General features: G+C 69.1%; 11 protein-coding genes. 3 read left to right on the plus strand and 8 right to left on the minus strand.

What is annotated here, in order from left to right:
• Positions 1-263: 263 nt before the first annotated feature.
• The 3 genes from ABZT12_RS38775 to thyX form a co-directional block, all read right to left on the minus strand.
• Positions 264-1949 carry a ribonuclease J gene (locus ABZT12_RS38775; RefSeq protein WP_356394431.1) on the minus strand — a complete coding sequence of 562 codons (1686 nt, stop codon included), beginning with the start codon at positions 1947-1949 and terminating at the stop codon, positions 264-266.
• Positions 1950-2076: 127 nt separating this feature from the next.
• Positions 2077-2976 (minus strand): 4-hydroxy-tetrahydrodipicolinate synthase, encoded by a 900-nt coding sequence (gene dapA, locus ABZT12_RS38780; RefSeq protein ID WP_356394434.1) that lies wholly within the window; start codon positions 2974-2976, stop codon positions 2077-2079.
• A gap of 211 nt (positions 2977-3187) precedes the next feature.
• The gene (gene thyX / locus ABZT12_RS38785; RefSeq protein WP_356394437.1) at positions 3188-3928 is read right to left on the minus strand and encodes an FAD-dependent thymidylate synthase; all 741 of its coding nucleotides are present in this window, start codon (positions 3926-3928) and stop codon (positions 3188-3190) included.
• A 188-nt stretch (positions 3929-4116) separates the two neighbouring features.
• Here thyX and ABZT12_RS38790 point away from each other — a divergent pair, with 188 nt between their 5' ends.
• Both ABZT12_RS38790 and ABZT12_RS38795 read left to right on the plus strand, forming a co-directional pair.
• Positions 4117-4356, plus strand: coding sequence for a hypothetical protein (locus ABZT12_RS38790; protein ID WP_356394440.1), 240 nt, complete (start codon positions 4117-4119; stop codon positions 4354-4356).
• Between the two features lie 90 nt (positions 4357-4446).
• A complete protein-coding gene (locus tag ABZT12_RS38795) occupies positions 4447-5001 on the plus strand; it encodes a PH domain-containing protein (protein ID WP_356394442.1) in 555 nt (184 codons plus the stop codon).
• Between the two features lie 87 nt (positions 5002-5088).
• On the opposite strand, the gene ABZT12_RS38800 is transcribed toward ABZT12_RS38795, so the two are convergent.
• The 5 genes from ABZT12_RS38800 to rpsO form a co-directional block, all read right to left on the minus strand.
• The gene (locus ABZT12_RS38800) at positions 5089-5541 is read right to left on the minus strand and encodes a hypothetical protein (RefSeq protein ID WP_356394445.1); all 453 of its coding nucleotides are present in this window, start codon (positions 5539-5541) and stop codon (positions 5089-5091) included.
• Positions 5542-5548: 7 nt separating this feature from the next.
• Positions 5549-6301, minus strand: coding sequence for a 4-hydroxy-tetrahydrodipicolinate reductase (gene dapB / locus ABZT12_RS38805; protein ID WP_356394448.1), 753 nt, complete (start codon positions 6299-6301; stop codon positions 5549-5551).
• A 56-nt stretch (positions 6302-6357) separates the two neighbouring features.
• The gene (locus ABZT12_RS38810) at positions 6358-7737 is read right to left on the minus strand and encodes a pitrilysin family protein (RefSeq protein ID WP_356394451.1); all 1380 of its coding nucleotides are present in this window, start codon (positions 7735-7737) and stop codon (positions 6358-6360) included.
• Positions 7734-9965, minus strand: a complete 2232-nt coding sequence (locus ABZT12_RS38815; RefSeq protein WP_356394454.1) for a polyribonucleotide nucleotidyltransferase — start codon at positions 9963-9965, stop codon at positions 7734-7736. The genes ABZT12_RS38810 and ABZT12_RS38815 overlap by 4 nt, the downstream gene beginning before the upstream one ends.
• Before the next feature lie 306 nt (positions 9966-10271).
• The gene (gene rpsO / locus ABZT12_RS38820; RefSeq protein WP_356394457.1) at positions 10272-10559 is read right to left on the minus strand and encodes a 30S ribosomal protein S15; all 288 of its coding nucleotides are present in this window, start codon (positions 10557-10559) and stop codon (positions 10272-10274) included.
• A 273-nt stretch (positions 10560-10832) separates the two neighbouring features.
• Here rpsO and ABZT12_RS38825 point away from each other — a divergent pair, with 273 nt between their 5' ends.
• The gene (locus ABZT12_RS38825; RefSeq protein ID WP_356394460.1) at positions 10833-11129 is read left to right on the plus strand and encodes a DUF397 domain-containing protein; all 297 of its coding nucleotides are present in this window, start codon (positions 10833-10835) and stop codon (positions 11127-11129) included.
• Positions 11130-11217 lie beyond the last annotated feature (88 nt).

Genomic DNA, 11217 nt, shown 5'->3' on the forward strand with positions numbered 1-11217 from the left:
TACGTTTCCGACTCTATCAGACCGTTTCCCGATCCGATTTCCTCGGCGCTTTCCAGGTTTCCGCTTCCGCGTTTCCCTTTCCGGCGGTTCCGACTTTAGCAGAAGCGCTGAGTCGGATTTCCCGTCCTCCGGGAGTGGCACCTGACACAGAGCGTGTCCGGCTTCCCCCTCGGGCGGAGCCGTAAACCTACTGGAGCGGGGCGCCCCGATGCAAATCGAGGTGCCCCGCTCCAGGTTCACGCGTGCCAGGGGTCGTGCGGCTGTCAGACCTCCACCACGACCGGGAGGATCATCGGCCTGCGCCGGTAGTGGTCGGAGACCCACTTGCCCAGCGTGCGGCGGATCAGCTGCTGCAGCTGGTGCGGCTCCACGACGCCGTCCTGGGCCGAACGCTCCAGGACTTCGGTGATCCTCGGGACGACGTCCGCGAAGGCGGAGTCGTCGATGCCCGAGCCGCGCGCCTGGATGTGCGGACCGCCGGTGATCTTGCCGGTGGACGAGTCCACCACCAGGAAGACCGAGATGATGCCCTCGTCGCCCAGGATTCTGCGGTCCTTCAGCGCGGGCTCGCCGACGTCGCCGACCGAGAGGCCGTCGACGTACACGTACCCCGCCTGGACCTTGCCGGAGATCCTCGCCTTGCCCTCGATCAGGTCGACGACCACGCCGTCCTCGGCGATGACGATCCGGTCGTGCGGGACGCCGGTCATGGCGCCCAGCTCGGCGTTGGCCCGCAGATGGCGCCATTCGCCGTGCACCGGCATCAGGTTCTTGGGCCGGCAGATGTTGTAGAAGTACAGCAGCTCGCCGGCCGAGGCGTGTCCGGAGACGTGCACCTTGGCGTTGCCCTTGTGGACGACGCCGGCGCCCCAGCGGGTGAGGCCGTTGATCACGCGGTAGACCGCGTTCTCGTTGCCCGGGATGAGCGACGACGCGAGGATCACCGTGTCGCCCGGGACGATGCGGATCTGGTGGTCGCGGTTGGCCATCCGCGACAGGGCCGCCATCGGTTCGCCCTGCGAGCCCGTGCAGACCAGCACGACCTGGCTGTCGGGGAGGTCGTCGAGGGTCTTGACGTCGACGACCAGACCCGGCGGGACCTTCAGATAACCGAGGTCCCGTGCGATGCCCATGTTGCGGACCATCGAGCGGCCGACGAAGGCGACCCGGCGGCCGTGCTCGTGCGCCGCGTCCAGGATCTGCTGGATGCGGTGGACGTGGCTGGCGAAGCTCGCCACGATGATGCGCTTCCGGGCGCTCGTGAAGACCTGCCGCAGGACGTTGGAGATGTCACGCTCGGGCGGGACGAAGCCCGGTACCTCGGCGTTGGTCGAGTCGGCGAGGAGCAGGTCGATGCCCTCCTCGCTGAGCCGCGCGAACGCGTGCAGGTCCGTGAGGCGGCCGTCCAGCGGAAGCTGGTCCATCTTGAAGTCACCGGTGTGGACCACCATGCCCGCCGGTGTGCGGATGGCGACCGCCAGGGCGTCCGGGATGGAGTGGTTGACCGCGACGAACTCGCAGTCGAAGGGTCCGATGCGCTCGCGGTGCCCTTCGGTGACTTCGAGGGTGTACGGGCGGATGCGATGTTCCTGGAGCTTCGCCTCGATGAGCGCGAGGGTCAGCTTGGAGCCGATCAGCGGGATGTCCGCCTTCTCCCGAAGGAGGAACGGAACTCCACCGATGTGGTCCTCGTGGCCGTGCGTGAGCACGATGCCGTCGATGTCGTCGAGGCGGTCCCTGATGGACGTGAAGTCCGGCAGGATGAGGTCGATGCCGGGCTGCTCCTCCTCGGGGAAGAGCACGCCGCAGTCGACGATCAGCAGACGGCCGCCGTATTCGAAGACCGTCATGTTGCGGCCGATCTCCCCGAGGCCGCCCAGTGGGGTGACCCGCAGGCCGCCTTCGGGGAGCTTCGGCGGCGGGGCGAGTTCAGGATGCGGATGACTCAAAAGACTCTCCTACCCATGCGCGCCACGTACCTGTGGGCACGTGGCGCGCATGACGTTCGTGCAACTGCTGTTGTCTGAGTGGGATGCGGGCACCGAAGTCCCGCGTTTTCAGTTGTGAAGTCTGGTGTCAGAGCTGTACCCCACCGGCGGCAAGATCGATCTTGAGCCGGTCGATCTCCTCGGGTGAGAGCTCGACCATCGGCGCGCGCAGCGGTCCGGCGGGCAGACCCTGGAGGGCGAGCGCGGCCTTGGTGGTCATGACGCCCTGGGTGCGGAACATGCCGGTGTAGACCGGAAGCAGCTTCTGGTGGATCTCGGTGGCCTTCTGCACGTCACCCGAGGTGTACGCCTCGACCAGCGCGCACAGCTCCGGGGTGACGACGTGGCCGACGACGGAGACGAAGCCCACGGCGCCCACGGAGAGCAGCGGCAGGTTCAGCATGTCGTCGCCGGAGTACCAGGCGAGGCCGGAGCGGGCGATGGCCCAGCCGGCGCGGCCGAGGTCGCCCTTGGCGTCCTTGTTGGCGACGATCCGCGGGTGCTCGGCGAGCCGGACCAGCGTTTCGGTGCCGATCGGGACGCCGCTGCGGCCGGGGATGTCGTAGAGCATGACCGGCAGTCCGGTGGCGTCGGCGACGGCCGTGAAGTGCCGGTGGAGGCCCTCCTGCGGGGGCTTGTTGTAGTACGGCGTGACGACGAGCAGGCCGTGTGCGCCGGTGCGTTCCGCCGTACGGGCGAGTTCGACGCTGTGGCGGGTGTCGTTGGTGCCGACGCCGGCGATGACGTGGGCGCGGTCGCCGACGGCCTCCAGTACGGCTCGTACGAGATCCGTTTTCTCCGTGTCGCTGGTGGTGGGGGACTCTCCGGTGGTGCCGTTGAGGATCAGGCCGTCGTTGCCTGCGTCCACCAGGTGGGTTGCGAGCCGCTGCGCGCCGTCGAGGTCGAGCGCGCCGTCCGCCGTGAAGGGCGTGACCATGGCGGTGAGGACCCGCCCGAAGGGGGTCTGCGGAGTGGAGGTCGGAGCCATGGGGAACACGCTACTCGCTGCTCACAGCGGGGTCTGCCCTCGGGGCGGGCGACAAGTCAGGACAAAGGTGGAACCCGGCACTGCCCGCTCGGGGGTTCAAGCAGTGCCGGGTCCGTTTGATCAGGCTAGATGAACTTCACCAAATGCCGCAATACGGACACTTCACGCGGCCGATCCGTACATGTGTGCCTGATCCGCGAAGAGCGTCACGCTACGGCGCCACCCGGCCGTTGGCGTTGAAGGCGGCATGGGTGAGCGGCATCAGCCCGGCCCACCTCGCCTCCATCTTCTCGCCGACCATCTCGATCTCCCGCTGCGGGAACGACGGGACCTTCGCCAGCTCGTGCTGGGTGCGCAGGCCGAGGAAGTGCATCAGCGAGCGGGCGTTGCAGGTGGCGTACATGGAGGAGAACAGGCCTACCGGGAGCACCGCGCGGGCGACCTCGCGGGCGACGCCGGCGGCGAGCATCTCCTGGTACGCGCTGTAGGCCTGGCGGTAGGAGCCCTCCATGGTGCGGGCGACCAGTTCCTGCTGGGCTTCGGTGCCCTCCACGAAGACGTACTTCCCGGGGCGGCCCTGCTGGACGAGCTTGCGGGAGGTGTCCGGCACGTAGAAGACGGGTTGCAGCTCCCGGTACCGGCCCGACTCCTCGTTGTACGACCAGCCCACCCGGTGCCGCATGAACTCGCGGAAGACGAAGATCGGGGCGGTGATGAGGAAGGTCATCGAGTTGTGTTCGAACGGGCTGCCGTGCCGGTCCCGCATCAGGTAGTTGATCAACCCCTTCGAGCGCTCCGGGTCCTTGGTCAGCTCGTCCAGGGACTGCTCCCCGACGGTCGACACACGCGCCGCGAACAGCACATCGGAGTCCGACGCACTGTGTTTGACCAGTTCGACGGTGACATCACCGCGCAGGTCGATCTTGAAATCGTCGTCGGGGTTGGGGGTCACGGTAAGGCGGGTCCTTCCCAGCTCGGGTCCCAGCTCGGGTCTTGGCGACGCCACTCTACGGCCCGCCAAACCGGACGATCACTGGCGTGCCCGAATGAACTCGTCGAAACCGGGCACCTTTCGACGTGATCGCTCGTCTGTATGAACGAGAGCCGTCCGTTCGACCCCTGATGGGAGAAGTTCCACCGATGTTCCGCCGGAGCGAGCCCGTCCCGTTCGCCTTCATCGCCGAGACCGACCGGTTCCGCAGCAATGTCACCGCCCCGCCCCGCGAACGGGCGTCCCTGAGCCAGATGGCCGGGCGCTGGCTGCTGGGCCTCACCCTCGCAGCCGGACTCGTGGGAGCCCTGGTCCTCGGGACGCCGGCGCTGTCCCAGAGCCAGGCCACCACGCAGACCCAGCAGTCACAGGCGTCCCAGGGGCACTGACCCTTCCGGACCCCCGAGGGTGGTGAGCAGGAACACAGGCGGATAGCCTCACCGGGCACAGCCCATGCATGGATTGAGTGAGGACCAGCCGTGCCCCTGCCCTTCCTGACGGCCGACCGCGCGTTCGACACGGCGGACGACCTCCCGCTGCCGTTCGACGACCGCGACCGCTGGCGGCGCCCCTACCGGATCGGGCCGTGGCGCGTGGGAGTCGCGGCGCTCGTCCTGCTGCTCGCCAGCTACGTGCTGTTCGCGGCGGTCGCCATCGCCCTGACCGGCTCCCGGTCCGAGGCCGGAGTGGTGCTCGGCATCGCCGCGCTCGTCATAGTCAGCGCCCTGCGGCTACTGCGCGTCGGTGTGTGGGTGAGCGCCCACGGACTGCGCCACGTGAGCTTCTTCCGTACCCGGACGGTGCGCTGGGAACAGGTCGTCGCCCTGCGGACGGTCCAGCAGCCGGTGCGCTGGCTCGGCCTGCCGCGCACGGTGCAGGGACAGGCGCTGACCCTGGTCCGCAGGAACCGTTCGAACGACAGCGGGTCGCCGCTGCTCACGACGCACAACGCCGACTTCCTGGCGCGTGCCGGAGCCTTCGACCGGGCCGCGGACAGCGTCGAGGTGTGGTCGGACGAGTACCGGCGGCACTGAGCCCCGGCGACCCTCCCCGCCGTACGCCGAAGGGGCCGGCCCGCGCATTTCGCGGGCCGGCCCCTTCGGCGTACCGTCCTTGGCCGCTCAGACGCGGACGGGTCTGCCGTCGTGCAGGGCGATCGCCCGCTGCATAGCCTTGCGGGCGCGCGGGGTGTCGCGGGCGTCGTGGTAGGCGACGGCGAGACGGAACCAGCTGCGCCAGTCGTCGGGGGCCGCCTCCGTCTCGGCCTTGCGGCGGCCGAAGACCTCGTCGGCCGAGTCGCGGTCGATACGCCCGGCGGGCGTGCGCCTCAACTCGTCGACGGGCAGGCCGCCTTCGGCGTCCAGTTCGGCGGCGAGCCGGTTGGCGGCACGGACGAACTGGGTGTTCTTCCAGAGGAACCAGAGGCCGATCACCGGCAGGATCAGGACCGCGATCCCGAAGGTGACCGTGATGACGGTGCCGGACTCGATGAGCATGACGCCGCGGCTGCCGACCAGGACGAAGTAGAAGACCAGGACGGCGGCCGTGACGGCGTAGGAGAGCTTGGCGCGCATGTCAGCCTCAGCCCAGGTCCAGGAAGTGCTCCAGGCCGAAGGTGAGGCCCGGGGTCGTCACCACACGGCGGGCGCCGAGCAGGATGCCCGGCATGAAGCTGCTGTGGTGCAGCGAGTCGTGCCGCACGGTCAGCGTCTCGCCCTCGCCGCCCAGCAGCACCTCCTGGTGGGCCAGCAGGCCGCGCAGCCGGACCGAGTGCACCGGGACGCCGTCGACGTTCGCGCCGCGCGCCCCCTCCAGGGCGGTGGCCGTGGCGTCCGGTGCCGGGGCCGAGCCCGCCTTGGCGCGGGCCTCGGCGATGAGCTGCGCGGTGCGCGTGGCGGTGCCGCTCGGCGCGTCCACCTTGTTGGGGTGGTGCAGCTCGATGACCTCGACCGACTCGAAGTAGGGCGCGGCGAGCTGCGCGAACTTCATGGTGAGTACGGCGCCGATGGAGAAGTTGGGCGCGATGAGGACACCCGTCCCCGGGGAGGCCTCCAGCAGGCCGGTGAGGCGGGCCAGGCGTTCGTCGGTCCAGCCGGTGGTGCCGACGACGGCGTGGATCCCGTGGCGTACGCAGTGGTCGAGGTTGTCCATCACCGAGTCCGGTGTGGTCAGTTCGACCACCACCTGGGCGCCGGTCCGGGTGAGCGTCTCCAGGTCGTCGCCCCGGCCCAGGGCCGCGACCAGTTCCATGTCCTCGGCGGCCTCGACGGCGCGTACCGCCTCCGAACCGATGCGGCCCCGGGCACCGAGGACCGCCACACGCAGCTTGCTCATCGTTCTTGCTTCCTTACCGGGGACGGGTACCGAGGACGTGTTCGCGGGGAGGTGTCTCAGGCGACCGCTTCGTGCAGCCGGGCCGCCTGCTTGTCCTTGAGCGGGCCGATGACCGACAACGAGGGCCGCTGGCCCAGGAGTTCGCGGGCCACGGAGCGGACTTCGTCGGGGGTGACCGACGCGATCCGGGTCAGCATGTCGTCGACGGACATCTGCTCGCCCCAGCAGAGTTCGCTCTTGCCGATACGGTTCATCAGCGCGCCCGTGTCCTCCAGGCCCAGGACGGTGGAGCCCCGGAGCTGGCCGACGGCGCGGCGGATCTCGTCGTCGGAGAGACCGTGCTCGGCGACCTGGTCGAGTTCGTCGCGGCAGATCTTCAGCACGTCGTGCACCTGGCTCGGACGGCAGCCCGCGTAGACGCCGAAGAGCCCGCAGTCGGCGAAGCCGGACGTGTACGAGTACACGCTGTAGGCCAGGCCGCGCTTCTCCCGGACCTCCTGGAAGAGGCGGGAGGACATGCCGCCGCCGAGGGCGGTGTTGAGGACGCCGACGGCCCAGCGGCGCTCGTCGGTGCGGGCCAGGCCCGGCATGCCGAGGACGACGTGCGCCTGCTCGGTCTTGCGCTCGATCAGCTCGACGCGTCCCGAGGCGCGGATGGCGCGGCGGCCCTCGCGCGGGGCGATGGGCGCCGCGTCGGGGGTGCGGAAGGCGCCGGCCTTCTCGAAGGCGGCACGGACCTGTCGTACGACCTTGTCGTGGTCGATGTTGCCGGCCGCGGCGACCACGAGGTGGGTGGGGTCGTAGTGCTTCTTGTAGAAGCGGCGGATGCGGTCGGCGGTGAGGGCGTTGACCGTGTCGACGGTGCCGAGGACCGGGCGGCCGAGGGGGGTGTCGCCGAGCATGGTGTGCGCGAACAGGTCGTGTACGCAGTCGCCCGGGTCGTCCTCGGTCATGGCGATCTCTTCGAGGATGGCGCCGCGCTCGACGTTGACGTCCTCCTCTCGGATCAGGGAGCCGGTCAGCATGTCGCAGACGACGTCGATGGCGAGCGGCAGGTCGGTGTCGAGCACGCGCGCGTAATAGCACGTGTACTCCTTCGCCGTGAACGCGTTCATCTCGCCGCCGACCGCGTCGATCGCGGAGGAGATGTCCAGCGCGCTGCGCTCGGAGGTGCCCTTGAAGAGGAGGTGCTCCAGGTAGTGCGTGGCGCCGTTCAGGGACGGCGTCTCGTCGCGGGAGCCGACGTGCGCCCAGATGCCGAAGGTCGCGGAGCGGACCGACGGCAGGGTCTCGGTGACGATGCGCAGGCCGCCCGGGAGGGTGGTCTTGCGGACCGTGCCGATGCCGTTCGTGCCCTTGATGAGGGTTTGGGTACGGGCGACGGCCCGCGCCTCAAAAGAGGTGCGGGCCGTCGCCTCGGAGCCACGGGACGTCACTGGTCGCCGTCGTCCTTCGCGTCGCTGTCAGATGCGTTGCCGCTCTCTTCGCCCTCGATGACGGGGATGAGGGAGAGCTTGCCGCGGGAGTCGATCTCGGCGATCTCGACCTGGACCTTCTGGCCCACGCCGACCACGTCCTCGACGTTCTCCACGCGCTTGCCGCCGGCGAGCTTGCGGATCTGCGAGATGTGCAGCAGACCGTCCTTGCCCGGCAGCAGCGACACGAACGCGCCGAAGGTGGTGGTCTTGACGACCGTACCCAGGTAGCGCTCGCCGACCTCCGGCATGGTCGGGTTGGCGATGCCGTTGATCGTGGCGCGGGCGGCCTCGGCCTGCGAGCCGACCTGGGCACCGATGTAGATGGTGCCGTCGTCCTCGATCGTGATCTCGGCGCCGGTGTCCTCCTGGATCTGGTTGATCATCTTGCCCTTGGGGCCGATGACCTCGCCGATCTTGTCCACGGGGATCTTGACGGTGATGATCCGCGGGGCGTTCGGGGACATCTCGTCCGGCGTGTCGATCGCTTCCATCATCACGTCGAGGATGTGGAGGCGGGCGTCACGGGCCTGCTTGAGGGCGGCGGCCAGGACGGAGGCGGGGATGCCGTCCAGCTTGGTGTCGAGCTGGAGGGCGGTGACGAACTCCTTGGTGCCGGCGACCTTGAAGTCCATGTCGCCGAAGGCGTCCTCCGCACCGAGGATGTCGGTGAGGGCGACGTAGTGCGTCTCGCCGTTGATCTCCTGCGAGATCAGACCCATGGCGATACCGGCGACCGGGGCCTTCAGCGGCACACCGGCGTTCAGCAGCGACATGGTGGAGGCGCAGACCGAGCCCATGGACGTCGAGCCGTTGGAGCCGAGGGCCTCGGACACCTGACGGATCGCGTAGGGGAACTCCTCGCGGGTCGGGAGCACCGGCACCAGGGCACGCTCGGCGAGCGCGCCGTGGCCGATCTCGCGACGCTTCGGGGAGCCGACGCGGCCGGTCTCGCCGACGGAGTACGGCGGGAAGTTGTAGTTGTGCATGTAGCGCTTGCGGGTCACCGGGGAGAGGGTGTCCAGCTGCTGCTCCATGCGGAGCATGTTGAGGGTGGTGACGCCCAGGATCTGGGTCTCGCCACGCTCGAACAGCGCGGAACCGTGCACGCGCGGGATGGCCTCGACCTCGGCGGCGAGCGTACGGATGTCCGTCACGCCACGGCCGTCGATGCGCTTCTTCTCCTTGATGACACGCTCACGGACCAGGGACTTGGTCAGCGAGCGGTACGCGGCGGAGATCTCCTTCTCGCGGCCCTCGAACTCCGGGAGGAGCTTCTCGGCGGCGAGACCCTTGACGCGGTCAAGCTCGGCCTCGCGCTCCTGCTTGCCGGCGATGGTGAGCGCCTGGGCCAGCTCGGGGCGGACGGCGGCGCTGAGCGCCTCCAGGATGTCGTCCTGGTAGTCCAGGAAGATCGGGAACTCACCGGTCGGCTTCGCGGCCTTCGCGGCGAGGTCGGCCTGGGCCTTGCAGAGGACCCTGATGAAGGGCTTCGCGGCGTCCAGACCGGCGGCGACGACCTCTTCGGTCGGGGCCTCGGCGCCGCCCTTGACCAGCTCGATGGTCTTCTCGGTGGCCTCGGCCTCGACCATCATGATCGCGACGTCGCCGTCCTCCAGGACACGGCCCGCGACGACCATGTCGAAGACGGCGTCCTCGAGCTCGGTGTGCGTCGGGAACGCGACCCACTGGCCGTTGATCAGCGCGACGCGGACGCCGCCGACCGGGCCGGAGAAGGGCAGACCGGCCAGCTGCGTGGACGCGGAGGCGGCGTTGATCGCCACGACGTCGTACAGGTGGTCGGGGTTGAGGGCCATGATCGTGGCGACGACCTGGATCTCGTTGCGCAGGCCCTTCTTGAAGGACGGGCGCAGCGGGCGGTCGATCAGGCGGCAGGTGAGGATCGCGTCCTCGGAGGGCCGGCCCTCGCGGCGGAAGAAGCTGCCGGGGATCTTGCCGGCGGCGTACATCCGCTCCTCGACGTCCACCGTGAGGGGGAAGAAGTCGAGCTGGTCCTTGGGCTTCTTGGAGGCAGTGGTGGCCGACAGCACCATGGTGTCGTCGTCCAGGTACGCGACGGCGGAGCCGGCGGCCTGCTTGGCCAGGCGGCCCGTCTCGAAGCGGATGGTGCGGGTGCCGAAAGTACCGTTGTCAATGACGGCCTCGGCGTAGTGGGTCTCGTTCTCCACTAGTGTTTTCTCCGTTACTTGTCGTCTTTCGCCCCTCCTCGCCCGTGTGGCGGGGGACGCGTCGGAGAAGCGCTCCGTCTGGTGCTGGCCGGTCTTCGATCGAAGCACCCGGGGTCTCTTCGCCCGGGGGCCACTACCGAGGACCGGCGGCGGCGCGGTGCGCCTCTCCTGAGTTGTCGTGCTGTGTCGTGCGTACCGCGTTGTGCTACCACACTACAAAGCGTGAGTGACAGTCCGCATGTTTCCGCACGTACGGCAAAGGGAGCGACTCCCGATCGTTTCGGGAACCGCTCCCTTCACGGTGTCCTACTTGGCGCCGGCCGCACCGCGGCGGATGCCCAGGCGGTCGACCAGCGCACGGAAGCGCTGGATGTCCTTCTTGGCCAGGTACTGCAGCAGACGGCGACGCTGACCGACCAGGATCAGCAGACCACGACGGGAGTGGTGGTCGTGCTTGTGGGCCTTGAGGTGCTCGGTCAGGTCCGAGATCCGGCGGGAGAGCATGGCGACCTGGACCTCGGGGGAGCCGGTGTCGCCCTCCTTCTGGCCGAACTCGCCGATGATCTGCTTCTTCGTAGCGGCGTCGAGCGACACGCGTACTCCTCGTAGTCTTCTGGTGAGCCACCGAGTGCCCCTGGTCCACATCTCAGGGAAGCTTCCGTTACTCGGGAGGCGGGGATCCGCTGGGCGCGGCCTCCAGAGCGAACGGCTCCGGGGGTGCGTACACAAACGTCCGCTACACAGCGTACCAGCCTGGGCGGATGCGCCGGCCCAGCTCCTCGAACGGCCCCGGGATGCGCGGGTGCGGCCACTAGGGTGATCCATCTACGTGGGTACGTCGGTACGGCGGGAAGGGGTCGCTTCGCCATGGCGGAGACGGAAGCGGAGACCAAGGCGCGCAAGGAACGGGAGCGGGACGAGCTCTACGCCCTCGACATCTCCGGTGTCGAGTGGCAGAGCGCGCCGGGCACGGAGGAGCACGAGGAGCGGGTCGAGATCGCCTACCTGCCCGACGGTGCCGTGGCCATGCGCTCGTCCCTCGATCCGGAGACCGTGCTGCGGTACACGGAAGCTGAGTGGCGCGCCTTCGTCCTGGGGGCGCGGGACGGGGAGTTCGACCTGGAACCGGCGCCGCAGGACGGGCCCGGAACCGGCGCGGAGTAGTCCGCGGAGACGTGGAAGGGGCGGCACGGCCGACTCGCTCGCCGGGCTGAAGCCGTCCTTCGCGGACATCGGCGAACTGGGCGGCTTC

The organism is Streptomyces sp. NPDC005423 (assembly GCF_040606415.1).
GTDB lineage: Bacteria > Actinomycetota > Actinomycetes > Streptomycetales > Streptomycetaceae > Streptomyces.